This is a genomic window from Streptomyces sp. NPDC043896 (assembly GCF_056435605.1).
The window spans coordinates 60,120-85,572 of record NZ_JBWKEE010000022.1; the positions used below are offsets into that span (position 1 = coordinate 60,120).

Consider the following 25,453-nt stretch of genomic DNA (forward strand, 5'->3'; position numbering starts at 1 on the left):
TAATTCCAGGCGCCCACCCCGTTGCCGCCGTCGCCGCCGTTACCGCGGCGGTATTCGCTGATGAGGAGTCATCTTCCATGCGCTTCAATCTCATCGGCCCCTTCGAAATCGTCACCGACGACGGCAGGACCTACCAGCCCGGCACCCCCAAGGTCTGCCAGACGCTCGCACTGCTGCTCACCCGGCCCGGCGAGATCGTCACGGCCGAGGCCCTCATCCGGGAGCTGTGGGGCGAGAACCCGCCGCGCAGCGCCGTCACCACGCTCCAGACGTACGTCTACCACGCGCGCCGGATGTTCACCCAGGAAGGGCTGGCCCCCGCCGACCGCTGCCTGATCGTCACCAGCCCGCCCGGCTACGTGATCCAGGTCGAGGAGTCCGAGGTCGACATCCGCGTCTTCGAACGGCTCGTCACCCGGGCCCGCCACGAACTCGCCGAGGACGAGGCGTCCCGGGCCCTGCGCACCGTCCGCCAGGCGCTCGACCTGTGGCGCGGCCCGGCCCTGTCGAACTTCCCCGCCGGCGACGTCCTCGCCGGACACATCGTGCACCTGGAGGAACTGCGCATCAGGGCCTTCGAGACCCGCATCGAGGCGCAGGAGCGCCTGGGCCGCCACCGGGAGTCCATCCCCGAGCTGCGCAAGCTCATCAACGACTACCCGCTCAACGAGTGGTTCCACAGCCGGCTCATCGCGGCGCTCGGCGCCGCCGGCCGCCGCGCGGAGGCCCTCCAGGCCTACCAGAAGGTCCGCAGCCTGCTCGCCGACGAACTGGGCCTGGAGCCCTCCCCGGAGCTCAAGCAGCTCCACGTGGGCCTGCTCAGCCCGGCCTCCCGCAGGGAGCCGGTCCCGGCGCGCGCCGGGGTCTGAGGGCTGCCCGCCGCCCCCCGCGCGGACGGGGTTCGAGCAGGCCTCCAGGCGGGTCGGGGACGGTCGGCATTCCGGCCGTACACAGGAGGAAACCGCACATGTCCCGTCGCCTGTTCACCTCGGAGTCCGTGACCGAGGGCCACCCCGACAAGATCGCCGACCAGATCAGCGACACCATCCTCGACGCGCTGCTGCGCGCGGACCCGACCTCCCGGGTGGCCGTCGAGACCCTGATCACGACCGGTCTCGTGCACATCGCGGGCGAGGTGACGACCAAGGCGTACGCGCCGATCGCCCAGCTCGTCCGCGACAAGATCCTCGAAATCGGCTACGACTCGTCCAAGAAGGGCTTCGACGGCGCCTCCTGCGGCGTGTCGGTGTCCATCGGCGCGCAGTCCCCGGACATTGCGCAGGGCGTCGACACCGCCTACGAGTCCCGGGTCGAGGGCGACGAGGACGAGCTCGACAAGCAGGGCGCCGGCGACCAGGGCCTGATGTTCGGCTACGCGACGGACGAGACGCCCGAGCTGATGCCGCTGCCGATCCACATCGCGCACCGGCTGTCCAGGAGGCTGTCGGAGGTCCGCAAGAACGCGACGATCCCCTACCTGCGTCCCGACGGGAAGACGCAGGTCACCATCGAGTACGACGGGGACAAGGCGGTCCGCCTGGACACGGTGGTGGTTTCCACCCAGCACGCCGCGGACATCGACCTGGACTCGCTCCTCGCACCCGACATCCGGGAGTTCGTCGTCGAGCACGTGCTCGCGCAGCTCGTCGAGGACGGCATCAAGCTGGACACCGAGGGCTACCGCCTCCTGGTGAACCCGACCGGCCGCTTCGAGATCGGCGGTCCGATGGGTGACGCGGGCCTGACCGGCCGCAAGATCATCATCGACACGTACGGCGGCATGGCCCGCCACGGCGGCGGCGCCTTCTCCGGCAAGGACCCGTCCAAGGTCGACCGCTCCGCCGCGTACGCGATGCGCTGGGTCGCGAAGAACGTGGTCGCCGCCGGCCTGGCCGCCCGCTGCGAGGTCCAGGTCGCCTACGCCATCGGCAAGGCCGAGCCCGTCGGCCTCTTCGTCGAGACCTTCGGCACCGCCAAGGCCGACGTCCGGAAGATCGAGGACGCCATCGCCCAGGTCTTCGACCTCCGCCCGGCCGCGATCATCCGCGACCTCGACCTCCTGCGCCCGATCTACGCCCAGACCGCCGCCTACGGCCACTTCGGCCGCGAACTCCCCGACTTCACCTGGGAGCGCACCGACCGCGTCGACGCCCTGCGCGCCGCCGCCGGACTCTGAGGGCCGTCCGCGCAGTCCCGCCCGCCCCGGCGGGCGGGACTGCGCCGCTTCGCGGACACCCCTACGGGGTCTCCCCGGGCCCGGGCGGCGGCGGGAAGTCCGTGGTCCGGGCCAGGGGGTCCCACTCCTCCCACACGGCGAGCCGCTCGCGCAGGACGCCCGGCGCCCGGTCGGCCGCGCCGGTGCCCAGCAGCACCCGCAGCGGCGGCTCCTCGGCCTCCAGCAGGCGCAGCAGCGCCACGCCGGCCCGGCGCGGGTCCCCGGGCAGCAGGTGCGCGTAGGCCCCCGACAGGCCGTGCCGGCGCCGGGCGAGCACGGAGTCGTACTCGGTCATGGGGGCGGCCCGCACCATGGAGCTCGCGCTCCAGTCCGTGCGGAACTCGCCCGCCTCGATGAGGGTGACCTTGATCCCGAAGCCCGCGACCTCCTGGGCGAGGGTCTCCCCGACCGCCTCCAGGGCCCATTTGCTGGCGCAGTACATGCCCAGGTTGGGGTAGGTGGTCACGCCCGCGATGCTGGACATCTGGAGCAGGTGGCCGCTGCCCTGGCGGCGCATCAGCGGCAGCACGGCCTGCGACATCCACAGCGCGCCGAAGAAGTTCACCTCGAACTGGTCGCGGACCTGGTGCTCGCCGACCTCCTCCACGGCGCCGGCCAGCCCGTAGCCCGCGTTGTTCAGCAGGACGTCGATCCGCCCGGCCCGCTCCGCGGCCTCGGCGACGGTCGCGAACACCGCCGAGCGGTCGGTGACGTCCAGGGTCATCGGGAGGACCCGGTCGCCGAAGCGCTCGACGAGCCCGTCGAGCGTCCCGACCCGGCGGGCCGTCGCGACCACCGTGTCTCCGGCCTCGAGGACGACCTCGGCGACGGCCCGCCCCAGGCCCCGGGAGGCGCCCGTGACGAGCCAGACCCGAGGCGTCCCCTCGGTCATCCGCGGGCCCGCTGCTCGGCGAAGGCCTTGGCGTGGTTGAGGGTGGCGGTGCTGTTGGTGCTGAGCGCGGTCCGCACGTACTCCCTGGCGTCCTCGACCGTGGCCTGCGGGCCGAGGATCCGGGCGATGTTGGCGGTGTTCAGGGTGACCGTGTGCTGGGAGGAGGCGAACAGGCCGCCCTCCCCGTCCTCGGCGAAGGTCCAGTAGCCCGTGTGCAGGCTCATCAGCGCCGGCAGGGTCGTCTGCTTGTACGCGATCTTCTCGTGGGGGAAGGTCACCCGGTAGGACTTGGTGGTGTGGACGGAGCCGTCCTTGGCCCGGGTGTCCATCTCCAGCTCCTGGAGGCCGGGGGTCTCCTCGGCGAGGCGTACGACCGCCACGTGCGGCAGCCGCTCGGGCCACAGCTCCGCCTCGTTGACGAAGTCGTAGACGTCCTTGGCGGAGCCGGCCACGCGCACCGTGTCCTCGAAGGAGAACGTCAGGTCCTCGGTGGCGTGCGCGTGCTCCACGTTCGTCTTCAGCGCGGCGAGCTCCGAGCGCGAGTTGCGGTCGACGGCCCGGTCGATCCACTCCAGGCTCGCCGGGTCGTCGTCCACGGCCCGGTAGTCGTGCAGCAGCCGCACCCGGGACTCGGAATCCGACAGCGGTTCGATGATCCAGGTGCCGCCCATGGCGGCCACGGGCGGCGCGGGGACCTCCTGGCGGAAGGTGATGGTGAGCCGCTCCGGGTCCAGGGTGCGCCGGGAGGTCCAGTTCTTGGGCTCGCCGTTGGCGGTGGCCCAGATCCGGATGCGCTCCTCGTTCCCGCCCTGCGGGACGTGGTCCACGTAGATGGTCGGGGGGAAGATCCGCGGCCAGTTCCGGACCTCGGCGATCAACCGGTACACGGCGGAGGCCGGGGCCGAGACGGTGATCTCGTGCTCCACTTCGCGCAGGCCGGGCTGCGGCATGGTCTTGCTCCTCGGGTTCAGGGGGTCGTGATCGGACGCGGGGGCTCAGAAGTTCCCGAGGCCGCCGCAGACGTTGAGGGCCTGCGAGGTGATCGAGGCGGCCGTGTCGGAGGCCAGGTACCCCACGAGCCCGGCGACCTCCTGCGGCGTGGAGTAGCGGCCGAGGGGGATCTTCGCCTGGAACTTCTCCAGGACGGCCTCCTCGGTGGTGTCGTACGCGGCGGCGTAGCCCTGGCGCACGCGCTCGGCCATCGGGGTCTCGACGTAGCCGGGGCAGACGGCGTTCACGGTGATGCCGGTCGGGGCCAGCTCGTTGCCCAGCGCCTTGGTGAAGCCCACCACGCCGTGCTTGGACGCCGAGTAGGGGGCGCCGAGCACCACGCCCTGCTTGCCCGCGGTCGAGGCGATGTTGATGACGCGGCCGCGGTTCTTGGCGCGCATGCCGCCGGTGTTCAGGACCTCGCGGGTGACCCGGAAGACGCTGTTGAGGTTGGTCTCGATGACGTCGTACCAGAGCTCGTCGGAGATGTCGGCGGTCACGCCGCCGCCCGAGCGGCCCGCGTTGTTGACCAGCACGTCGATGGTGCCGAACCGCTCCACGGCGGCCTCGACCCAGGCCCGGACGCCCTCGCCGCTGCGGACGTCGACGCTCGCGCCGTCGACCTCCAGGCCCTCGGAGGTCAGCTCCTTCACCGTCCGGGCGACGTTGTCCGCGTCCCGGGCGCCGATGAACACCCGGTGGCCCGAGGCGGCCAGCGTGCGGGCCGCTTCCAGGCCGATGCCGCTGGTCGCGCCCGTGACGACGGCGACACGCTTGGTCTGGTCCTGGTCCTGGTCCGGCATGTGAACTCCTCGGCGAATCGCGAATGGTGGCGCACGCGGAGAATCCGGCACCGCGATGGAGGGGTACTCGAAGGGCTCTCGGACCGCGCCGAACCGCACCCTCCCCGGCCGGGTGCCGGCGGGCGCGGCAGCGGCGGGGACCACCGGGCCTCCATCGGGCGTCGAGCGGGTGTTCGCAGGCTCGGACGGACACCCGTACGTGAGAGGCGACCATGATCAACCTGTTTCAGCCCCAGGTCGGGGCGGAGGAACTCGACGCGGTCGCCGGGGTGTTCCACGACCGCCGGCTCGGCAGCGGGCGGCGCACCAGGGCCTTCGAGGCCGCCTTCGCCGAACACCTGGGTATCCCCGCCGAGCACGTCGTGTTCACCAGCTCCGGCACTTCCGCCCTGCACCTGGCCGTCGAGACCCTCGACCTCCGGGACGGGGACGAGGTCGTGCTGCCCTCCATCGGCCTGCCCGCCACCGCCGAGGCCGTCGCCGGACGCGGCGGCCGCCCGGTCTTCTGCGACGTCGACCGACGTACGCTCAACCCGTCGCTGGAGGACATCGAGGCCGTCCTCACCGACCGCACCCGGGCGGTCCTCCTGCTGCACTACGGCGGCCGCACCGGCGACGTCGTCCGCATCGCCGCCCGCTGCCGCGAGCTGGGCGTCGTACTGATCGAGGACGGGGCCTGCTCCGTCGCCTCCAGCGTCGGCGGCGTGCCCGCCGGCACCTTCGGCGACCTCGCCGTCTGGAGCTTCGACCCGGGCCGGGTCATCGTCACCGGCGACGGCGGCATGGTGTACGCCAAGGACCCCGCACGCGCCGCCCGCACCCGGCTCCTCGCCCACCGCGGCCTCGTACGGGCCACCAGCTTCGGCCACGGCACCGCGGACTCCGGCCCGGGCGAGCCCGACCTCCCCGAATACGGGCGCGGCATCGTCGGCAACGACCTGACCGCCGCCATCGGCAACGTACAGCTGCGCCGCCTCCCCGAGATGGTGGAGCGGCGCACGCGGATCGCCGAACGCTACGACCGGGAGCTGGCCGGCACCGAGGGGCTGCTGACGCCCCCGCCGCTCCCCGACGGCGAGGAGACCACCCACTGCCTGTACTGGGTGCAGCTGGACCCCGCCATCAAGGACAAGGTCGTCGCGGACCTGCTCGCCGAGGAGATCTACACCACCTCCCACTACGCCCCCCTGCACCGGTTCCGGGTCCAGGACGTACCCGGGGAGCCCCCCGCGGCCCGGCTGCCCTCCTGCGACTGGGCCGTCGACCGCACCGTGCGCCTGCCCCTGCACCCCGGCCTCACCGACGAGGACGTGGCCGCCGTCATCGGCTCCCTGCGCAAGGCCGTGCGCACGCGGCTCGCCGAAGCCAGCCCAGAAGAAGGACTCACCGTGAAGGACACCCCATGAACCGACGCGTCGTCATCACCGGGATCGGCGTGGTCGCACCCGGGGGAGTGGGCACCAAGGAGTACTGGGCCCGGCTCACCTCCGGCCGGACCGCGACCCGTGCCATCAGCCTCTTCGACGCCACCGGCTTCCGCTCACGGATCGCGGCCGAGGTGGACTTCGACCCGCTCGCCCACGGCTTCACCCCCGAGGACGTGGCCCGCCTGGACCGGGCCGCCCAGTTCGCCCTGGTCAGCGCCGACGAGGCGGTCCGCGACAGCGGCCTCGACACCGCCGCCCTGGACCCGGCGCGCACGGGCGTCACCCTCGGCAGCGCGGTCGGCTGCACCACCGGCCTGGACACCGAGTACAACGCGGTGAGCGGCGGCGGCGCGACCTGGCAGGTCGACCACACCCTCGCGGTGCCGCACCTGTTCGACTACTTCGTGCCCAGCTCGATGGCGGCCGAGGTCGCCTGGCGCGTCGGCGCCCAGGGGCCCGTCTCCATGGTCTCCACCGGCTGCACCTCCGGGCTCGACTCCATCGGCCACGCCGTGGAGCTGATCCGCGAGGGCAGCGCCGACGTGATGGTCACCGGGGCCACCGAGGCCCCCATCTCGCCCATCACCGTCGCCTGCTTCGACGCCATCAAGGCCACCTCGCCGCGCAACGACGACCCGGAGACCGCCTCCCGGCCCTTCGACGCCACCCGCAACGGCTTCGTCCTCGGCGAGGGCTCGGCGGTCCTCGTCCTGGAGGAGCTGGAGAGCGCCCGCCGGCGCGGCGCCCACGTCTACGCCGAGATCGCCGGCTTCGCCAGCCGCGGCAACGCGTACCACATGACCGGCCTGAAGGCCGAGGGCCGCGAGATGGCCGAGGCCATCACCGTCGCCCTCGACGAGGCCCGCCTCGACGCCACGGCCGTCGACTACGTCAACGCCCACGGCTCCGGCACCAAGCAGAACGACCGGCACGAGACCGCCGCCTTCAAGCGCAGCCTCGGACAGCGCGCCTACGAGGTCCCGGTCAGCTCCATCAAGTCGATGATCGGCCACTCCCTGGGCGCCATCGGTTCCCTGGAGGTCGCCGCCAGCGCCCTGGCCATCGAGCACAACACCGTCCCGCCGACCGCCAACCTGCGCAACCCCGACCCGGGCTGCGACCTCGACTACATCCCGCTCACCGCCCGCGAGCACCGCACCGACACCGTGCTCAGCGTCGGCAGCGGCTTCGGCGGCTTCCAGAGCGCCATGATCCTGACCCGCCCGCGCCTGGGAGATGCCGCATGAGCGCCGCCACCGCCACCGCGCCCGCCCCGCAGGACACCGCGCCGGCGGCCGTCACCACCGGCCCGGTCGTCACCGGGATCGGCGTCGCCGCCCCGAACGGCCTGGGCACCGAGGCCTGGTGGGCCGCCGTCCTGCGCGGCGAGAACGGCATCCGCCCCCTCACCCGCTTCGACGCGGCCCAGTACCCGGCGAAGCTCGCCGGCGAGGTGCCGGGCTTCAACGCCGCCGACCACCTGCCCAGCCGGCTGCTGCCGCAGACCGACCAGGTCACCCGGCTCGCCCTCACCGCCGCCGACGAGGCCCTCGCCGACGCCGACGTGGACCCGGCCCTGCTGCCGGACTACGCGGCCGGCGTGATCACCGCCAGCTCCGCCGGCGGCTACGAGTTCGGCCAGCGCGAGCTGGAGGCCCTGTGGAGCAAGGGCGGCCAGTACGTCAGCGCGTACCAGTCCTTCGCCTGGTTCTACGCCGTCAACAGCGGCCAGATCTCCATCCGGAACGGGATGCGCGGCCCCAACAGCGTGCTCGTCAGCGAGCAGGCCGGCGGGCTCGACGCGGTCGCCCAGGCCCGCCGCCAGATCCGCAAGGGCATCCGGCTCGTCGTCACCGGCGGCATGGACTCCTCGCTCTGCCCCTGGGGCTGGGCCGCCCACCTCGCCACCGGGGAGCTCAGCACCGCCGAGGACCCCGAGCGGGCCTACCGGCCGTTCTCCGCCGACGCCGGCGGGCACGTCGTCGGCGAGGGCGGCGCGCTGCTCATCCTGGAGGACGCGGACGCCGCCCGGGAGCGGGGTGCCGAGGTCTACGGCACCGTCGCCGGGTACGCCGCCACCTTCGACCCGCCGCCCGGCTCCGGCGGCGCCCCGCGCCTGCGCGACGCCGCCGCGCTGGCCCTGCGCGAGGCCGGGCTCACCCCCGCCGACGTCGACGTGGTCTTCGCCGACGCCGCGGGACGCCGCGACGCCGACCGGGACGAGGCCCGCGCCATCGCCGGCCTCTTCGGGGAGCACGCCGTCCCGGTGACCGCACCGAAGACCATGACGGGCCGGCTCGCCGCGGGCGGCTCCTCCCTCGACCTGGCCGCCGCCCTGCTCTCCCTGCGGGACGGGGTGATCCCGCCGACCGTCAACACCGGCCCGCCCGCCGCGGACTGCCCCATCGACCTGGTGACCGAGGTCCGCACGCCCGAGCGGCTGCGCACGGCCCTGGTCCTGGCCCGCGGCCGCGGCGGCTTCAACGCGGCCATGGTGGTGCGGGGCCGGTGAACCGGTGACCGGCCCCGGAGCGGCCCCGCGGATGCGGGAGGTCGCCGAGCACGTGTACGCGTACGTCCAGCCGGACGGCGGCTGGTGCCTCAACAACGCGGGCCTGGTCACGGGCGGCGGCCACGGCGCGGGCGGCGGGCCCGCGCTGATCGACACGGCCGCCACCGAGGCCCGGTCGAAGACCCTGAAAGAGGCCGTCGCCGAGGTCTCCGCGCAGGCCCCGCGCTTCGTGGTCAACACCCACGCGCACGGCGACCACACCTTCGGCAACCGGTTCTTCACCGACCGGGCGCTGGTCGTCGCGCACGAGGGCACCCGGGAGGAGATGGCCCACGCCGGGCTGCACCTGACCGGCCTGTGGCCGGACGTCCCCTGGGGCGAGGTCCGCGTGGAACTGCCCGGGCTGACCTACCGCGACTCCCTCACCCTGTGCGTGGGGGAGACCCGCGTCGAACTGCTGCACCCGGGCACCGCCCACACCACCAACGACACCGTGGTGTGGCTGCCCGCGCAGCGGGTCCTGTTCACCGGAGACGTCGTGATGTCCGGGGCCACGCCGTTCTGCCTGACCGGTTCCGTCTCCGGCTCGCTCGCCGCCATCGAGGAGCTGCGCGCCCTCGGCCCGCGCACGGTCGTCGCCGGACACGGCCCGGTCGGCGGCCCCGAGCTCCTCGACACCACCGCCGGATACCTGCGCCACGTCCAGCGGCTGGCCGCCGAGGGGATCGCGGCCGGGCTGACCCCGCTGGAGACCGCGCGCGAGGCCGACCTCGGCCCGTACGCGGAGCTCCTCGACAGCGAGCGCCTCGTCCCCAACCTGCACCGCGCCTACGCGGAGGCGGCGGGAGCGCCGCCGGGGCAGCCGCTCGACGTCGAGGGGATGTTCTGCGAGATGGTCGCCTTCCACGGCGGCCTGCCCGCCTGCGCGGCCTGAACGCGGCGGAGCGGCAACGGCGTTGACACCGTTAACGGCGTTGACGCCGTCAACACGGAGCGGCGCTGACGCGGCCGGCCGTTAACGGCGTTAACGGCGTTAACGCGGAACGGGGTTGACCGCGGCCGGGCGTTGACGCCGTAAGCCGCCGACACCGTTAACGGCGTTAACGCCGTTGACGCCGCCCGGCACCGGAGCCGTCGGCCCGGCCCGCCTCCTCGGCCCGGCCCGGCGCCGCCGCGCGGCGGGTCGGAACCCGCCGCGACGCGCCACGCCGTGGCCGGATCCAGCGCTCTTCGAAGCCGCCTCAACCGGGAGTGAGGACCGTGGTACGCCGGGATCAGCCCGATCAGGAGGACAGCGCCGTGCCGATCTTCAGATACCCGGAACTGCCGCTCGACGGGCTGCTGCGCCGGGCCGCGCAGCGCGACCCCGCCGCCTGCGCCGTCCGTACCGCGCACGGCCTGCGGACCTTCGCCGAGCTCGACGCCCGCGCCGACCGCTTCGCCGCCTACCTGGAACACGCCCTGGGCGGCCGCCGCGGGGCCCGCGTCGGCGTCGCCAACACCCTCGACGAGCACTTCGCCGCCGCCTACTACGGCACCCTGCGCGCCGGGAACACCGTCGTCCTGCTCGGCCCCCAGGTCCGGTCGGCCGGGCTGCGCCACATCTGCGAGGACGCCCGCGTCGAGATCGCCTTCGTCCCCACCGTCACCGCCGAGCGGCTCGTCAAGACGGCCGACCGGCTGCCCCTGCTGCGCGCCGTCGTCGTCACCGACGCGCCCGACGGGATCGTGCCCGCCGACGCCCTGCCGCTGTCCGTCGCCCTGGACTCCGCCCCCGCCCCCGTACCCGCCGCCTCCGCGGCCGGCCCCGTCGCCTTCGACCCGGACGCGGAAGCGTGCGTGCAGTTCACCACCGGCACCACCGGCCGGCCCAAGGGCGTCCGCCTGACCCACCGCAACCTCGTCGCCAACGCCGTCCAGACCGCCTCCGCCCACCACCTCGACGCGGACTCCGTCACCCTGAACAACCTGCCGCTCTACCAGCCGATGCACCTCAACTCGGCCGTCTACGCGGGCGCCTGCCAGGTGCTGTGCCCCTGCCCCCGCCCGGCCGCCGCCCTCGAACTGGCCGACCGCACCGGAGCCACCCACTTCTACACACTGCCCGCCCGGCTGCACCAGCTCGCCGCCGACATCCGCTTCGCCGAGAGCCCGCGCGGCGCCGGCCTCCCGGACCCCGTTCCCGGCCGGCCCGGCCGGCTGGGCGTCGTCCTCTCCGGCGGCAGCGCCCTCGCCCCCGCCGACGCCCGGCTGCTGGCCGAACGGCTCGGCGTACCCGTCCTCCAGGGCTACGGGATGGTCGAACTCTCCCCCCTCACCCACTCCCAGCGGCCCGGCGGCGCCACCGGCACCGGCACCGTCGGCGCGCCCGTCCCCGGCACCGAATGCCGCATCGCGCACCCGGAGACCGGGGTGCCCCTGGCCCCCGGAGCGACCGGTGAGGTGCAGGTGCGCGGCCCCCAGCTGATGGCCGGCTACCTCGGCGAGGACGCGCCCCCGGCCGGCGCCGACGGCTGGTTCTCCACCGGGGACGCAGGCCGGATCGGCCCCGACGGGGAGCTGTTCCTCGCCGACCGCCTCGACGACGTCTTCTCGTACGACAGCGAACTCGTCTCGCCCACCGCCGTCGAGGCCGTCCTCGCCGACGACCCCCGGGTCGAGGACTGCGTGGTCGTCGGCTGGCCCGATCCCGTCCACGGGGCCGTCGTCTGGCTGGGCATCGTCCTCGCCGACCCCACCGCCCCCGGACTGCTCGACGTGCTCGACTCGATCGTCGAGACGGCCAACGACCGGCTCGCGCCGCACGAGCGGATCCGCCGCGTCGAGGTCCTGGAGGCCGTCCCGCGCACCCCCGCGGGCAAGCCCGAGCGCCGCTCGCTGCGCCGCGGCCTGCGCCACCGGGCGGCGGCCGAGGCCGCCGTCTGAGCCGCGCCACCCCTCACGAGGGGGCGTGGACGACCGGTGCACCCGGGGTCCAGGACCCTTCGAGCGCACCTCCGCCGACGCCCGCGATGGTCGGGACAGAGGTTGAGAGAGGTGTGATCCGATGTCAGGTGAGCGTGTGCAGCACACGTCGTACTCGGTGGACGTGGCCGCCCCCGCGGGCGTGGTCTACGCGCTGATCGCGGACACCACCCAGTGGCCGCTGTTCGTCCCGCCCAGCGTCCACGTCGAGCGGCTGGACTTCGACGGGACCCGGGACCGCTTCGGCATGTGGGCCACCGCCAACGGAACGGTCCACTCCTGGGTCTCCCAGCGCTCGCTGGACCCCCGGCGGCGCACCATCGACTTCCACCAGGAGGTCCCGGCGCCCCCGGCCACCTCCATGGGCGGCCGGTGGACCGTCGAGGAGCTCGGCCCCGGCCGCTCCCGGCTGAACCTGCTGCACCGGTTCGCGGTCCGGGACGACGACCCGGCCGGCGCGGAGTGGCTCGCCCGGGCCACCGACTCCAACAGCCACGCCGAACTGGACCAGCTGAAGCAGACCGCCGAACTGTGGGCGAAGCTCGACGGCCTCCTGCTCACCTTCGAGGACTCGGTACGCGTCCACGGCCCCTCCGAGCTCGTCTACGACTTCCTGTACCGCGCCGGGGACTGGCCCGTCCACCTCCCCGAGATCACCCGGGCCGACGTGGTGGAGGACCGGCAGGGCGTCCAGCTGCTGAGCATGGACACACGCGGCGCCGACGGCACCACCGAGACCGCCGACGCGGTCCGCGTCTGCTTCCCGCACGCCGGCCGGATCGTCTTCAAGCAGACCCGCACCCCCCGGCTGCTGGCCGCACACACCGGGGAGTGGGCCGTCGACCCCGACGAGACCGGGGTCACCGCCGTCGCCACCCACCAGGTCCTGCTCCGTGAGGAGGAGATCGAGGCCGTCCTCGGCCCCGGCGCCGACCTCGCCCAGGCCCGCGACCACGTACGCCGCACCCTGGGCGGCGCGAGCACCCGCGTCCTGCACCTGGCCCGGCGGCACGCGGAAACGGCCGTCCGCACCCTGATCCCGCAGCGATGAACGCCGCCCCCGGCGACCGCCCGCCGCGCTCCGGCGCACGGGCCACCGCCGCACCCCGGCCGTGGACCCACCCCGCCGCGCCCGTCCAGCTCGACGTCCTGCTCGACGGCCTCACCCACCCCGGCCGGGGCCTGCACGCCGAACAGCTGCACTGGCGCTGGCACGGCCCCCTCGACACCGAGCGCTTCGCCCGCGCCTGGCAGACCGTCACCGACCAGGAGGCCGTCCTGCGGACCGGGCTCGCCGAGCCCCTCCCCGGGGCCGCGCCGCGCCTCGCCGTGCACCCGTACGCCGCCCCGCGGATCACCCGCCACCGAGCCGAGGGCGACCAGGCCGGCACGGAGGCCCGGGACGACCTGCTCGCCGCCGAGCGGATGCGCGACTTCGACCTGACCCGGCCCGGCCCGCTGCGGATCGCCCTGCTGGACGAGCCGGACGGCGGCACCCGGGTGCTGCTCACCTACCACCGGGCACTGCTGGACCCGGTGAGCGTCCGCCACCTGGTGCGCTCCTTCCACCGGGCCTACGAGGCCCACGCCGCCGACGCCCGGCCCCGGGGCGGGGAACGCCGGCCCGACCTGCGCGACCACCTCCGCTGGGTGGCCGCCCGCGACCCGGACCCGGCCCGCGCGTTCTGGTCCTGGGCCGCCCCGCCAGCCGGGAGCGTGACCCTGCCCGCCCTGGACCGGGGGCCCACCCACCAGCGCGGGCACGGCCGGACCCGCCAGCGGCTCAGCCCGGCGGAGGCCGCCCGGCTGCGCGCGTGGGCCGCGCTGCTGGGCGCGGCCGAGAGCACCGCGCTCCACGCCGCCTGGGCACTGCTGCTGTACCGCGCCGGGGCCGACGGGACGGGGGCGGCGCACGCGCCGGTGCCGGTGGCCTTCTCGGCGGCGGTCTCCGGACGGGGCATCCCGCTGGAGGGCGTCGAGGAACTGCCGGGGCCGCTCGGGAACGCCCTGCCGGTCGCCGTGGACGTGCACCCCGAGGCCACGGTGTCGGAGCTGCTGGCCGGACTCTCCGGCCGGGCGGTCGACCTCGCGGCGTACGAGTGGGTCTCGGCGGGCCGGATCGGCGCATGGGCCGGGCGGCCCCCCGGGGCGCCGCTCACCGAATCGGTGCTGGCCTTCCTCCCGCCGGAGACCGGCGGGAGGGACGGCCGGCCGGACGCGTCCGCCGCGCCGCCAGAACCGCCGGGGCCGGACAGCGCCTACACCGGGACGCCCGTCGCCGTCACCGCACGGCACGACCGGGACGGCGGGCTGACGCTGACCGCCGTGCACGACCGGACCCGGCTCGCCGACGGGGACGCCGCCGAGCTGCTCTGGCAGACCGCCCTGCTGCTGCGCCGGCTGCCGCTGGAGGCCGGGCCCGCCACGACCGTCGCCGAGGCGCTGGTGCCGCTGTACGGGGCCCCGCTGCCCCGGGTGGCGCCCGATCCCGTCCCGGCGGCCAGGACCCTGCGCCCGGCCGCCGCACCCGGGGCCGGCCTGGTGTGCCTGCTCCCCCCGCCGGGTGCCCCCGAGGACTGCTACGACCGTCTCGCGGCACGCCACCAGGGAGCGCGGGCCCTGCTGACCACCGCCCCGAACGCCACCGCCGCCCTGGCCGCGCTGGCACCCGCCCTGGCCGCCGGGGAGCCCGTCGCGCTCGGCGGGTACCCGGGCGCGCGGGCCCTCGCGCACGATGCCGCGCAGCGGGTCGAGGCGTACGGATGGGGCCGCCCGCCGGTGGCGGTGGCCGGCTCCGACCGGGGTCTCGCCAAGGCGCTGGCGGGGCTTCCGTAGCAGAGGGTCGCCGGCCCGCCGGACACCTTCCAGCGCGGTTCGAGCGGTCTTCGAAGGTCTTTCAAGCCCGGGCGCGGACCGTGGGAGGGCCCTGTCACCGGGAGCGCCCAGCGCAGAGGGGAGCGGAGCCGTGCCGGCCCTCGCCCATCCGGAACCGCCGCACTTCCCGCACCTGTCGCTCGACGGGCTGCTCCGCCGGGCCGCCGAGCGCGCCCCCGACGCCCCCGCGCTGCGGGTGGGCGCGCGGACGCTGACCTTCGGCGAACTCGACGCCCGGGCCGACCGGATCGCCTCCTTCCTGGAGTGCTCCGTCGGCCGGCGCGGGGCCCGCGTCGGGGTCGCGAACACCCTCGACGCGGACTTCGCCGCCGCCTACTACGGCACCGTCCGCAGCGGCAACACCGTCGTCCTGCTGAACCCGCTGGTCTCGCCGACCCGGCTGGTGAAGGTGCTGGGCTCGGCGGGGGCGGAGCTGGCCATCGTCCCCCGGGCCATCGCCGAACTGCTCGCCGACGCCGACGGACGGCCGCCGCGCATGTCGCTCGTCCTGGTCACCGGCGCCGGGGACGAACCGGTCCCCGGGGACACCGTCCCGGTCGACCTCGTCCTGGACGCCGTCGCCGCGGCCGCCCGCTGCGCCACGCCCGGCGAGCCCGCCGCCTTCGACCCGGACGCGGAGGTCTGCGTCCAGTTCACGACGGGCACCACGGGCCGCCCCAAGGGCGTCCGGCTCACGCACCGCAACCTCGTCGCGAACGCGGCACAGACCGCGGCCGCCCACCGGCTCGGCGCGGACTCGGTGACCCTCAACCACCTGCCGCTGTACCTGCCGATGCACCTCAACTCGGCGGTGTACGCGGGCGCCTGCCAGGTGCTGTGCCCCGACCCGGAGCCGGCGGCCTCGCTCGCGCTCGCCGAGGCCGCCGGAGCCACCCACTACTACGGGCTGCCCGCCCGGCTGCACCGGCTCGCCGCCGACGAGCGGCTCCTCGGTCCGGCCGCCCTCCCCGGCGTCCCGGCGGGCCCGCGGCTGACCGCCGTGCTGTCCGGCGGCAGCGCCCTGTCCCCTGACGCCGCCCGGATCCTGAGCGAGCGGCTCGGCGTACCCGTCCTCCAGGGGTACGGGCTGGCCGAACTGTCCCCGCTCACCCACGCGCAGAGCCCGGACCGGCCGGTGCCCGGCTCGGTGGGGACGCCCGTGGCCGGCACCGAGTGCCGCCTCGTGCACCCGGAGACCGGGGTGCCGCTGGGCCCCGGAGAGACCGGTGAGGTGCAGGTGCGCGGCCCCCAGCTGATGGCCGGCTACCTCGACGAGAGCGGGCCGCCCACCGGGGAGGACGGCTGGTTCGCCACCGGGGACGTCGGCCGGATCGGCCCGGACGGGGAGCTGTTCCTCGTCGACCGGCTCGGTGACGTGTTCCTCCACGACGGCGAACTCGTCTCGCCCAGCGCGGTCGAGCGGGTCCTCGGCTCCGACCCCCGGGTCGCCGAGTGCGCGGTCGTCGGCTGGCCCGACGCCGTGCACGGATCGGTCACCTGGGCGGGCATCGTGCTCCGCGACCGCGGCGCCGACGCGCCCGCCGTGCTGGAGGAGATCGCCGCCCGTGCCAACACCCGTCTGGCGCCCTTCGAGCACATCCGCCGCGTCGAGGCCATCGACGCCGTACCGCGCACCCCCGTCGGCAAGCCGGTCCGGGGCGAGCTGCGCCGCACCGTCCGCACCCGGGCGGCCGCCGAAGCGGCCCCGGCCCTCAGCTAGCGGACCCGCACGGGGTCCGGCGGTTCACGAGGACGGCCTTCATCACCGAGCCGTCCGCCACCGCCGCGAGCGCGGCCGCGTGCTCGTGCAGCGGGTAGCGGGACACGAGGCCGGCCAGGCCGAAGCGGGCCGTGAGGGCGGGCAGCAGGCGCACGTACTCGACGAGGTGCGCGCCCGTGAACGCCCAGGAGCCGACCACGTCGAGCTGCCGGTACACGATCTGGTGCGGGTTGAGCAGGGTGTCGCCGGCGTCGGTGTACTGGCCGATGACCAGGTACGAGCCGCCGCGGCGGGCGAGGGTGAGGCCCTGGGCGACGGCCGCGGGCACGCCCGCGCACTCGATGACGAGATCGGCGCCGAGGCCCCCGGTCTCCGCGAGGACCCGCTCCTGGACGGCGGCGGGGCCGCCGGGCCCGGTGACGTCGAGGTGGACGTCGCCGATGCTGGCGGTGGCCGCGAGGGCCAGGCGGCTCCCGGGACCGCCCACGAGGATCACCTTGGCGGCCCCGGAGAGCCGGGCGAACGCCGCCGCCGCGAGGCCGACCGGGCCGCTGCCCTGGACCACGACCGTCTCGCCGAGGCGCACCGGCCGCCGCTCGTGGAGGGCGTGCACGACGGTGGGCCCCGCGCAGGCCAGGGCCATGGCGGCGAGCGGGTCCACGCCCTCGTCGGTCTTCACGACGGTGGTGCCGGGCTGGAGCACGATGTACTCGGCCCAGGCGCCCGAGAGTTCGGGGCCGTCGGTGGTGGAGCGGTTCACCCCGTACGTCCGGCGGTTCTCGCACAGGGTCGGCTCGCGGTGCAGCCGGCACGGCACGCAGGAGCCGCAGGCGATCGAGGAGGCCCACATCACGGTGTCGCCCGCCTTCAGCGGGGCGCCGGTGGCGTCGTGCGCCGGGGCGCCGGGACCGAGTTCGTGGACGGTGCCGAGGCCTTCGTGGCCGAGGACGAGCGGGACGGGGATCGGCAGGTGGCCCTGGCACAGGTGCAGGTCGGTACCGCAGATGCCGCCGTGGCTGGGCGCGACGACCATGCCGCCGGCCGGGGCGGGCGGGACCTCGTACTCCCGCAGTACGGGCGGCCGGCCGAACTCCTCCAGGACGACGGCCTTCCCGCGGGTCACGCGGCGGCCCCTTCGAGGGCGCCGGGGAAGGGGGCGTCGAGCGGCCGCAGGGGCTCGGTGTCCCGGCACACGACGTAGTCGGGGCGCGGTTCCCCGGGCCACGCGGGCAGGTTCGCGACGTCGTTGTAGGTGGTGATGAGCAGGCGGCGGGGGAAGGGCGACATGTTGGGCGCCGAGCCGTGGACGATCTCGGGCGAGAAGAAGACGAGGGAGCCGGCCGGTCCCTTGGGGCTGACCATGCCGCGCTCGGCGACCAGGGCGGAGAGCTGGTCGGGGGTCAGCGCGATGTCGTCCGGGTCCAGGTGCTGGGCGGACCTGGCCTCGGCCGCGCGGCTGTCGCGCACCAGGCCGGAGCGGTGCGAGCCCGGCAGGAAGATCACGGGCCCGTTGAACTCGTCGACGGCGTCGAGGAAGACGCCGACGTTGACCTGGAGCGGGGCGGGCAGCCGGTCGGCGATGCGCCAGGCGGTGTAGTCCTGGTGCCAGGACCACTTCTCGCCGCCGAAGGCGGGCTTGGCGTTGATCTTGAACTGGTAGACGTACACGTCGTCCGTGAGCAGCTGCCGCACCGGCCCGAGGACCCGGGGGTCCCGGACCAGCCCGGCGTACTCGGGCTGCCGGTGGTGCGAGGCGTAGACCGCGCGGACCTCGTCGCGCGACTCCTCCCTGATCACCTGGGGGCCGGGGACGTCGCAGTCGCGCAGGAACGCGGCGCGCAGCCGTTCGACCTCGTGGGCGTCCAGCGCGGACTCGACGAGGAGGAAGCCGTCCTCGTGGTAGCGGGCGATCTGTTCTTCGGTGAGGCGCATCGGTGTTCCTTCGTGTGGCGTCGAGTGGAGAGGAGGAGAGGGGAGGCGAGGGGAAGGGGAGGCGAGGGGACGAGGCGGGTCCGGTCAGGGGTTCAGCCGGTGAAGTTGCCGCCGTCGACGATCAGTTGCTGCCCGGTGACGTAGCGGCCCGTCCGGCCGACGAGGAACTCCAGCGCGTCCGCGATGTCCTCGACGGTGCCGAGCGAGCCCAGCGGGATCCGCCCGAGGACCTCGGCCCGCCGCTCCGGGTCCTCCAGGCCGTACCGTTCGACCACCTCCGGGGTGTCGGTGAACCCGGGCACGAGCGAGTTGACCCGGACGTGCGGGGCGAGCTCCAGCGCGAGGCACCGGGTGAAGTGCAGCAGACCGGCCTTGCTGGCGCAGTAGTTGACCCCGTTGGCCCGGGGCCGGATGCCGGTGGTCGCGCCGATGTTGACGATCGAGCCGCGGCCCGCGGCCAGCATGGCCGGGGCGAGGGCCCGGGTCAGGCGGAACGGCCCGGACAGGTTGGTCGCGAGGACCTGGTCCCAGTCCTCGTCGCTGAGTTCCAGGAACGGCCGGTCGCGGTTGATCCCGGCGTTGTTCACCAGCACCTCGGGTGCGCCGTACTCGGCGAGCAGCCGCTCGGACGCCTCCCGCACCTGGTCCGCGCTGGTCATGTCGACCCGCCGGACCTCGATCCGGCCGGCGCCGAGCCCGGCCGCCTCGTGCGCGGCCCGCCGGTCGTCGCGGTAGAGGGCGACCACCCGGTGGCCGAGCCGCGCCAGCCGCAGGCTGAGGGCGAGGCCGATGCCCCGGGTGCCGCCGCTGACCACGGCGAGGGACCCGGCCGGGCCGGCGGGGGCCTGCGCCGGGCGGCCGAGGAGCGCGGCCTCGGGAGCGGACGGGGTGACGGTCATGCGGGTGGACCTCCTGGTCCTCGGGGCGCGGGCGCGCCGGGGGTCTCGTGCCGGGGGATTCCTGCCAGGGGCTGGGATGCGGGCGGGGCCGCGGGCGGGGCCGTCACCCGCCGGCGGAGCGCAGCCGGGCGGCGAGGACCGGCCCGATCTCGGCCAGGGCCGCCGGCCGCATCATCCGGTGGTGGGTGGCGGCCACGTCGTGGGACTCCACCGCCCCGCCGATGTGGTCCGCCCAGGACCGCGCCGTGCCGCGGCCCGCCTCGTACGGGTCGCCGGGGTCGGTCCGCGCGGCCCGGAAGAACAGCAGGTCGCCCCGGAACCTTCCGGGCCGGAAGCCCGCCATCAGGCCGAGGTTGCCGCGGTAGACCTCGCGGAGCGCCGTCAGCTCCCGCTCGTCCCCCGGCAGGGAGCCGTCCTCGGCCGACTGGCGCAGGGCCCGTTCGAACTCCTCCTCGCTGAATCCGGGCAGGCCGTTCCGGAGCCGGTCGTCCACGGGATACGAGTCCAGCAGCACGAGCAGGTCGACCTCAGCGCCGTCGCGTTCGAGGAGGGCGGCCATGGCGTGGGCCACCAGCCCGCCGAAGGACCAGCCGAGGATCCGGTAGGGCCCCTCCGGGCGCACCGCGCGGATCTGCGCCACGTAGTCGGCCGCCATCTCCTCGACGGTCGCCGGGAAGCCCGGGGCCATCCCGGGGCCGCGCGCCTGGAGGGCGTACACGGGCTGGTCGGGGCCGAGGTGCGGCAGCAGCGCCGCGTACGGCCATCCCGTCCCGGCGGCCGGATGGACGCAGAACAGCGGGGGCCGGGAGCCCTCCGCGCGCAGCGGCAGCGGCGACCCCTGCGCGGCGGCGGACGACGGGCGGGCGAGCCGCCCCGCGAGCGCGGCCGGGGTCGGCGCCGCGAACAGGTCGTGCACCTCCAGGGGCAGGCCGAGGGCGGTGCGGATCCGCGAGACGAGCCGGGCGGCGATCAGCGAGTGGCCCCCGAGCTCGAAGAAGCTCTCGTCGGCGCCGACCGCCGGCAGCTCCAGCACCTGCGCGAAGAGCCCGCACAGCACGCGTTCGTGCTCGGTGGCCGGTTCGCGGGCCGGCGCGGCGGCGGCGGGCCGGGGCTCGGGCAGCGCCCGGCGGTCCAGCTTCCCGTTCGGCGTGAGTGGCAGCTCCGCCAGCTCCACGACGGCCGAGGGCACCATGTGGGCGGGCAGCCGTTCCCGTACGAACGCGCGCACCGCGGTCGTGTCGCAGCCCGGAGTGCGCGGGACGACGTACGCGACGAGCTGCCGGTCGCCGGGCCTGACCTCCCGGGCCACCACCTCGGCGTGGACGATGCCGGGGCAGGCGGCCAGGACCGCCTTGATCTCGCCGGGCTCGATCCGGAAGCCGCGGACCTTGATCTGGTCGTCGGAGCGGCCGTGGTACTCCAGGTTCCCGTCCGGCAGCCAGCGGACCACGTCCCCGGTGCGGTACATGCGGCTCCCCGGCGCCCCGTGGGGGTCGGGGAGGAACCGGTCGGCGGTCAGCCCGGGGCGGTTCAGGTAGCCGCGGGCCAGCCCCTCCCCGGCGAGGTACAGCTCTCCCCGGACGCCCTCCGGGACCAGCCGCAGCCCGGAGTCCAGGACGTACGCCCGGACGTTGGGGACGGGCCGGCCGATCGGGGCGGCGGCCGGCCAGGTGTCCGGGTCCGCCGCCAGGGTGTGGGCCGTCACCAGGTGGGTCTCGCTCGGGCCGTAGTGGTTGTGCAGCCGTCGCCCGGCGGCGCCGCGCACGAACTCCCGTACCGTGCGGCTCGGGGTGAGCGCCTCGCCGCCCTGGGCCAGGACCCGCAGCGACGGGATGCTCCGCCCCTGGTCGAGGGCCGCCTCGCAGACGGCCTCCAGGACGAGGTTCGGGGCGTGGAGCTCGTTGACGCGCTCCTCGTCGAGCCAGGCCGCGAGCAGCCCGGGATCGCGCCGGACCTCCTCGGACGGGACCACCAGGGTCTTCCCGAACAGCAGCGCGGACAGGATCTCCTGCACGGACACGTCGAAGCTGAGCGCGGTGAACTGGGCGGTCCGCGTGCCGGGGGCCGGGGGGAAGGCCCCGTCGTGCCACAGCAGCAGGTTGACCAGGGCCCGGCCGGGCATCAGCACGCCCTTGGGGCGGCCGGTGGTGCCCGAGGTGTAGATGACGTAGACGGGGTGCTCCGGATCGAGCCGGTGCGGCCGCTCCCCGTCGCCGATCGCGGTGGCGGGCAGCCGTTGCAGTTCGGCCAGGGTGCCGGCCGCGTCGAGGAGCAGCGGCGGGGCGTCCGCCGGGGGCAGCAGCCGGGCCGTGTCCGAGGTGGTCAGCACGACGGCGGGCGCGGTGTCGTCCAGCATGAACGCCAGCCGGTCCTGCGGGTATCCGGGGTCGAGGGGGAGGTAGCAGCCGCCCGCCTTCAGGACGGCGAGCACCGCGACGGCGAGGGCGGCCGAGCGGGGCAGGGCGAGGGCGACGGTCCGCTCGGGGCCGACGCCCCGGGCGATCAGGAGCCGGGCCAGCCGGTTCGAGGCCTCGTCCAGCTCCCGGTAGGTGAGCGTGGCCTCCTCGGAGACGACGGCCGGCCGGTCCGGGGTGGCCGCGGCCTGCCGGGCGAACAGCTCGGGCAGGCCGGTCTCCCGGTCCTTGCGTTCGGGGGCGCCGAGCTCGGTGAGCAGCCGCAGCCGTTCGCCGTCGGTGAGCAGCTCGACGGAGTCCACCTCCGTGTCCGGGCCGGCGGTGAAGGCGTGCAGGAGGCGCAGGAAACGGGCGTGGTGCCCGGTCAGTTCGCCGGCGTCGTAGCGGGCCGGGTCGGCGACGAGGTCGATGCGCAGGCCCCGGCCGTCGGCGCGGTCGAAGACCGTGAACGACAGGTCCTCGACGGTCCCCTGGGTCAGGTGGTGGGCGGTGGCGGGCCGCCCCGCGAACCGGATGTCGTAGTCGAACGACATGACGTTGACCATCGGCGCGGTCCGGTAGCGCCCCGTGTCCGGAAGGCCGAGGTCGCGCCCGAGGTGCTCGCCCCGGTGCCGCTGGTGCCGGATCATCTCCCGGAACGCGCCGGCGACCTCGCGGACGAGTTCCCGCACCGTGGCGCCGGGGCGGACCGTGACGCGCAGCGGCAGGGCGTTGGAGTACATGCCCGGGGTGGAACGGGCCGCGGCGTCGGTACGGGCGGCCATCGGCAGGCTCAGGATGACGTCCCGCTCGCCGGTGAGCCGGTGGACCTGGGCGGCGGCCGCCGCGATCACCAGGACGGACCAGTGGGTGCGCAGCGCCCGGGCGGCGCTCTTGAGCGCCTCGGACTCCGCCGCGGAGAGGCTGCCCGTGTGGGTGACCGGCGGCAGGCCGGAGGGTCCGGAGGCCGGGCGGGAGGCGAGGGTGGCGACGTCCGGCCGGTCCGCGAACCGCCGCGTCCAGTACGCCCGGTCGGCCGCGGCCCGCTCGGAGGCCTGGTAGGCCGCGTCGTCCGCCAGCATGTCCGCCACGGACCCGAACCGGCCGGCGGGCAGGGGGAGGCCCCCGGTCACGGCGGCGTAGAGCTCGCAGACCCGCTGGGCGAGGAGCGCGCCCGTGTGTCCGTCCGCCACGGCGTGGTGGGTGCTGAGGTACCAGAAGGCGCGGTCCGGCCCGAGGAGGAGCAGGGCGTACGAGAAGAGCGGCCCTTCGGCGAGGTCCAGGCGGCGGCCCAGGTCGGCCCGCATCCAGGCCAGGGCGGCGGCCTCCGGGTCCGGTTCGCCGCCGAGGTCGAGGACCGGGAACTCCCAGTCGCGCAGCGGGTCCACGCGCTGGCGGGGCTCGCCGTCCTCCTCGGTGAACCGGGCGTTCATCTGGCCGGCCTCCGCGATGGTCTGCCGCATCGCCGCCTCGAAGGCCCGCCGGTCGACGGGGCCCCCGAGTTCGAGGTACTCGCCGATGCGCTGCTGCGGGGCGGCCGGATCCATCTGTTCGGCCAGCCACATCTCACGCTGGGCCGTCGACACGGGAAGGAGCATGCCGCCGGATCCGGACCCTGACACTTCTTCCACACTCCCTCGTATCGGCGCGCCGGTAGGCGGCTTCCCACATGCTTCTCACTTGCGGCGGACAGGAAATGCGGAGGGCGTACGGATAACCGGCGAGCGTCCGTTTCCAGACGCGTTCCCGACCGGCCCATACCTCCTCCACCTGCCAAAACCTGGCGTGAAGAAAGCTAGTTGGTGGCGCTAAACGCACGCATGCACGCCACTGACATTTCATCTCGCTAAACCGCCGCTAAACCGGGGAAGATATCCTTCCGCAGGATGACTCCATTTCCACGGCCCGGCTTTAGATTTGCGCCTCATGAGCATTTCAGCGCCTCCGCGACCGGACCCGGCCACGAGCCGCCGCCCGGGACTGCGGGCCCTCACCGACCGTGCGACCCCGGCGCCCAGGCCGCGCGTCCCCACCCTCGCCGCGTACGCCTGCCTGCTGATCGGACTGGTCGACCTCGCGGCCGCCGTCTTCCCCGGCTTCCGCCACAACCGGGTGCGCCTGCTGGCCGGTCAGCTGCCCGGGGTCACCACCACGGCGGCCGCGGTCGGCTCGCTGATGGTCGGCGTCCTGCTCGTCCTGCTGGCGCACGCGCTGCGCCGCCGCAAGCGCCGCGCGTGGCGGGCGGTGGTGGTGCTGCTGCCGATCGGCGGGCTGCTGCAGCTGCTGCGCTGGCACACCACGGCCGCGGGGGTGCTCTCGTTCGCGCTGCTCCTGGTGATGGTGCTGTACCGCCGGGAGTTCTACGCGCGCTCCGACCCGCGCACCCGCTGGCGGGCCCTGCTGAACCTCGTCGGAGTGGGCGGGGTGTCCCTCCTCCTGGGGCTGCTGATCACCAGCGTGCACCCGGACTCCGAGGCCGGCGCCCCCTCCCTGGAGGAGCGGCTGCGGCACACCGTGTACGGGCTCGTGGGCGTCGAGGGGCCGGTGCACTACACCTCCGGACGGGTCGGCGACCTGGTCGGCTACTCGCTCGCGGCGCTCGGCCTGATCACCCTGCTGACCACCTCGTACCTGTTCCTGCGGCCCGAGAAGCCGCTGGCCGAGCTCTCCCTGGCGGACGAGGCGCGGGTGCGCGGGCTGCTGGACCGGCACGGTGAACGCGATTCCCTGGGGTACTTCGCCCTGCGGCGCGACAAGAGCGTGCTGTTCTCTCCGACCGGCAAGGCCGCGATCGCCTACCGCGTCGAGTCCGGGGTGATGCTCGCCTCCGGCGACCCCATCGGCGACGTCGAGGCCTGGCCCGGCGCGATCAAGGCGTTCATGGAGGAGGCCAGGAGGCACGCCTGGGTGCCGGCCGTCGTCGGCTGCGGCGAGACCGGCGGCGAGGTGTGGGTCCGCGAAGCGGGGCTGGACGCACTGGAGCTGGGCGACGAGGCGGTCGTGCACACCGACGAGTTCTCGCTGAGCGGCCGGGCCATGCGCAACGTACGGCAGATGGTCAAGCGCGTGGAGCGCAACGGCTACTCCTGCAAGGTCCGCCGGGTCTGCGACCTCGACGACGCGGAGCGGGCGCGGATCGCGGACGCCGCCGCCCGCTGGCGCGGCACCGACATCGAGCGGGGCTTCTCCACCGCCCTCGGCCGCTTCGGCGACCCGGACGACACCGGCTGCGTGGTGGTCACCGCGCACCAGACGCCGGACGGCGGCCCCGGCGCGGCGGACGGGACGGAGGGGACGGAGGGGACCGACGGGGCGCCGGACGCCGACGACCTCAAGGCCGTGCTGCACTTCGTGCCGTGGGGCCCCGAGGGGATCTCACTGGAGCTGATGCGCCGCGACCGCGCGGCCGACCCCGGCCTCAACGAGCTGCTGATCGTGGCCGTCCTGCAGGCGGCGCCCGCGCTCGGGATCCGCCGGGTCTCGCTCAACTTCGCCATGTTCCGCGCGGCCCTGGCCAGGGGCGAGCGGCTCGGGGCGGGTCCGGTGCTGCGGGCCTGGCGGTGGCTGCTCGTCTGGCTCTCGCGGTGGTTCCAGATCGAGTCGCTGTACAAGTTCAACGCCAAGTTCCAGCCGGAATGGGTACCGCGGTTCCTGGTCTTCCCGCACCACCGCGACCTGCCGCGCATCGGGCTCGCGGTGATGCAGGCGGAGGCCTTCGTCACCCTCGGCCGGCCCAAGCGGGGCCCCGGGCCGGCGCGCCGGGAGACCGCCGCCGCGACGGCGCCCCCCGCGGCCCCGTGAGCGCGGCGCGCGCCACGGGACCGGAGGGGGC

Annotated in this window: 18 protein-coding genes; 11 read left to right on the top strand and 7 right to left on the bottom strand. The window is 75.0% G+C overall.

The genetic code is table 11. The features are described 5' to 3' along the window. Positions 1 to 77: 77 nt before the first annotated feature. Both AC069X_RS28085 and metK read left to right on the top strand, forming a co-directional pair. Positions 78 to 869, top strand: a complete 792-nt coding sequence (locus tag AC069X_RS28085) for an AfsR/SARP family transcriptional regulator (protein ID WP_478732692.1) — start codon at positions 78 to 80, stop codon at positions 867 to 869. A 98-nt stretch (positions 870 to 967) separates the two neighbouring features. After that, on the top strand, positions 968 to 2,176 hold the full coding sequence (gene metK / locus AC069X_RS28090) for a methionine adenosyltransferase (RefSeq protein ID WP_478732694.1): 1,209 nt from the start codon (positions 968 to 970) through the stop codon (positions 2,174 to 2,176). Positions 2,177 to 2,237: 61 nt separating this feature from the next. On the opposite strand, the gene AC069X_RS28095 is transcribed toward metK, so the two are convergent. Genes AC069X_RS28095 through AC069X_RS28105 form a run of 3 tightly spaced genes read right to left on the bottom strand, consistent with a single transcriptional unit; the run spans position 2,238 to position 4,900 of the window. Then, a complete protein-coding gene (locus tag AC069X_RS28095) occupies positions 2,238 to 3,107 on the bottom strand; it encodes an oxidoreductase (protein WP_478732696.1) in 870 nt (289 codons plus the stop codon). Next, complete coding sequence (locus AC069X_RS28100) at positions 3,104 to 4,057, bottom strand: aromatase/cyclase (protein WP_478732698.1); 954 nt, start codon at positions 4,055 to 4,057, stop codon at positions 3,104 to 3,106. The genes AC069X_RS28095 and AC069X_RS28100 overlap by 4 nt, the downstream gene beginning before the upstream one ends. A 45-nt stretch (positions 4,058 to 4,102) precedes the next feature. Continuing rightward, positions 4,103 to 4,900 carry an SDR family NAD(P)-dependent oxidoreductase gene (locus AC069X_RS28105; RefSeq protein ID WP_478732700.1) on the bottom strand — a complete coding sequence of 266 codons (798 nt, stop codon included), beginning with the start codon at positions 4,898 to 4,900 and terminating at the stop codon, positions 4,103 to 4,105. Positions 4,901 to 5,112: 212 nt separating this feature from the next. Here AC069X_RS28105 and AC069X_RS28110 point away from each other — a divergent pair, with 212 nt between their 5' ends. From AC069X_RS28110 to AC069X_RS28145, 8 genes are all read left to right on the top strand, one after another. After that, positions 5,113 to 6,306 carry a DegT/DnrJ/EryC1/StrS family aminotransferase gene (locus tag AC069X_RS28110; RefSeq protein ID WP_478732702.1) on the top strand — a complete coding sequence of 398 codons (1,194 nt, stop codon included), beginning with the start codon at positions 5,113 to 5,115 and terminating at the stop codon, positions 6,304 to 6,306. Further along, positions 6,303 to 7,574 carry a beta-ketoacyl-[acyl-carrier-protein] synthase family protein gene (locus AC069X_RS28115; RefSeq protein ID WP_478732703.1) on the top strand — a complete coding sequence of 424 codons (1,272 nt, stop codon included), beginning with the start codon at positions 6,303 to 6,305 and terminating at the stop codon, positions 7,572 to 7,574. Before AC069X_RS28110 ends, AC069X_RS28115 begins: the two co-directional genes overlap by 4 nt. Next, on the top strand, positions 7,571 to 8,839 hold the full coding sequence (locus AC069X_RS28120; RefSeq protein WP_478732705.1) for a ketosynthase chain-length factor: 1,269 nt from the start codon (positions 7,571 to 7,573) through the stop codon (positions 8,837 to 8,839). Before AC069X_RS28115 ends, AC069X_RS28120 begins: the two co-directional genes overlap by 4 nt. A 31-nt stretch (positions 8,840 to 8,870) precedes the next feature. Next, on the top strand, positions 8,871 to 9,773 hold the full coding sequence (locus AC069X_RS28125; RefSeq protein WP_478732822.1) for an MBL fold metallo-hydrolase: 903 nt from the start codon (positions 8,871 to 8,873) through the stop codon (positions 9,771 to 9,773). A 365-nt stretch (positions 9,774 to 10,138) separates the two neighbouring features. Next, positions 10,139 to 11,764, top strand: a complete 1,626-nt coding sequence (locus AC069X_RS28130) for a class I adenylate-forming enzyme family protein (RefSeq protein WP_478732707.1) — start codon at positions 10,139 to 10,141, stop codon at positions 11,762 to 11,764. Positions 11,765 to 11,885: 121 nt separating this feature from the next. Further along, complete coding sequence (locus AC069X_RS28135; protein WP_478732709.1) at positions 11,886 to 12,854, top strand: aromatase/cyclase; 969 nt, start codon at positions 11,886 to 11,888, stop codon at positions 12,852 to 12,854. Continuing rightward, the gene (locus AC069X_RS28140) at positions 12,851 to 14,638 is read left to right on the top strand and encodes a condensation domain-containing protein (protein ID WP_478732711.1); all 1,788 of its coding nucleotides are present in this window, start codon (positions 12,851 to 12,853) and stop codon (positions 14,636 to 14,638) included. The genes AC069X_RS28135 and AC069X_RS28140 overlap by 4 nt, the downstream gene beginning before the upstream one ends. Positions 14,639 to 14,768: 130 nt before the next feature. Next, positions 14,769 to 16,397 carry a class I adenylate-forming enzyme family protein gene (locus AC069X_RS28145; protein ID WP_478732713.1) on the top strand — a complete coding sequence of 543 codons (1,629 nt, stop codon included), beginning with the start codon at positions 14,769 to 14,771 and terminating at the stop codon, positions 16,395 to 16,397. On the opposite strand, the gene AC069X_RS28150 is transcribed toward AC069X_RS28145, so the two are convergent. The 4 genes from AC069X_RS28150 to AC069X_RS28165 form a co-directional block, all read right to left on the bottom strand. Then, positions 16,390 to 17,520, bottom strand: coding sequence for a zinc-binding dehydrogenase (locus AC069X_RS28150; protein ID WP_478732715.1), 1,131 nt, complete (start codon positions 17,518 to 17,520; stop codon positions 16,390 to 16,392). The two genes, AC069X_RS28145 and AC069X_RS28150, sit on opposite strands and share 8 nt — an antisense overlap. Continuing rightward, on the bottom strand, positions 17,517 to 18,329 hold the full coding sequence (locus AC069X_RS28155; RefSeq protein WP_478732717.1) for a phytanoyl-CoA dioxygenase family protein: 813 nt from the start codon (positions 18,327 to 18,329) through the stop codon (positions 17,517 to 17,519). Before AC069X_RS28155 ends, AC069X_RS28150 begins: the two co-directional genes overlap by 4 nt. A gap of 92 nt (positions 18,330 to 18,421) precedes the next feature. Continuing rightward, the gene (locus AC069X_RS28160) at positions 18,422 to 19,228 is read right to left on the bottom strand and encodes an SDR family NAD(P)-dependent oxidoreductase (protein WP_478732719.1); all 807 of its coding nucleotides are present in this window, start codon (positions 19,226 to 19,228) and stop codon (positions 18,422 to 18,424) included. A gap of 103 nt (positions 19,229 to 19,331) precedes the next feature. Then, the gene (locus AC069X_RS28165; protein WP_478732721.1) at positions 19,332 to 23,207 is read right to left on the bottom strand and encodes an amino acid adenylation domain-containing protein; all 3,876 of its coding nucleotides are present in this window, start codon (positions 23,205 to 23,207) and stop codon (positions 19,332 to 19,334) included. Positions 23,208 to 23,547: 340 nt separating this feature from the next. On the opposite strand from AC069X_RS28165, the gene AC069X_RS28170 reads away from it, so the two are divergent. Next, positions 23,548 to 25,422 carry a phosphatidylglycerol lysyltransferase domain-containing protein gene (locus AC069X_RS28170; protein ID WP_478732723.1) on the top strand — a complete coding sequence of 625 codons (1,875 nt, stop codon included), beginning with the start codon at positions 23,548 to 23,550 and terminating at the stop codon, positions 25,420 to 25,422. The last annotated feature ends 31 nt before the right edge of the window (positions 25,423 to 25,453 follow it).

What these genes read in the sequence shown, in the direction of transcription:
- AC069X_RS28085 (WP_478732692.1), top strand. Translation starts at nt 78, where the DNA reads ATGCGCTTCAATCTCATCGGCCCCTTCGAAATCGTCACCGACGACGGC.
- metK (WP_478732694.1), top strand. Translation starts at nt 968, where the DNA reads ATGTCCCGTCGCCTGTTCACCTCGGAGTCCGTGACCGAGGGCCACCCC.
- AC069X_RS28095 (WP_478732696.1), bottom strand. Translation starts at nt 3,107, where the DNA reads ATGACCGAGGGGACGCCTCGGGTCTGGCTCGTCACGGGCGCCTCCCGG.
- AC069X_RS28100 (WP_478732698.1), bottom strand. Translation starts at nt 4,057, where the DNA reads ATGCCGCAGCCCGGCCTGCGCGAAGTGGAGCACGAGATCACCGTCTCG.
- AC069X_RS28105 (WP_478732700.1), bottom strand. Translation starts at nt 4,900, where the DNA reads ATGCCGGACCAGGACCAGGACCAGACCAAGCGTGTCGCCGTCGTCACG.
- AC069X_RS28110 (WP_478732702.1), top strand. Translation starts at nt 5,113, where the DNA reads ATGATCAACCTGTTTCAGCCCCAGGTCGGGGCGGAGGAACTCGACGCG.
- AC069X_RS28115 (WP_478732703.1), top strand. Translation starts at nt 6,303, where the DNA reads ATGAACCGACGCGTCGTCATCACCGGGATCGGCGTGGTCGCACCCGGG.
- AC069X_RS28120 (WP_478732705.1), top strand. Translation starts at nt 7,571, where the DNA reads ATGAGCGCCGCCACCGCCACCGCGCCCGCCCCGCAGGACACCGCGCCG.
- AC069X_RS28125 (WP_478732822.1), top strand. Translation starts at nt 8,871, where the DNA reads ATGCGGGAGGTCGCCGAGCACGTGTACGCGTACGTCCAGCCGGACGGC.
- AC069X_RS28135 (WP_478732709.1), top strand. Translation starts at nt 11,886, where the DNA reads ATGTCAGGTGAGCGTGTGCAGCACACGTCGTACTCGGTGGACGTGGCC.
- AC069X_RS28140 (WP_478732711.1), top strand. Translation starts at nt 12,851, where the DNA reads ATGAACGCCGCCCCCGGCGACCGCCCGCCGCGCTCCGGCGCACGGGCC.
- AC069X_RS28155 (WP_478732717.1), bottom strand. Translation starts at nt 18,329, where the DNA reads ATGCGCCTCACCGAAGAACAGATCGCCCGCTACCACGAGGACGGCTTC.
- AC069X_RS28160 (WP_478732719.1), bottom strand. Translation starts at nt 19,228, where the DNA reads ATGACCGTCACCCCGTCCGCTCCCGAGGCCGCGCTCCTCGGCCGCCCG.
- AC069X_RS28170 (WP_478732723.1), top strand. Translation starts at nt 23,548, where the DNA reads ATGAGCATTTCAGCGCCTCCGCGACCGGACCCGGCCACGAGCCGCCGC.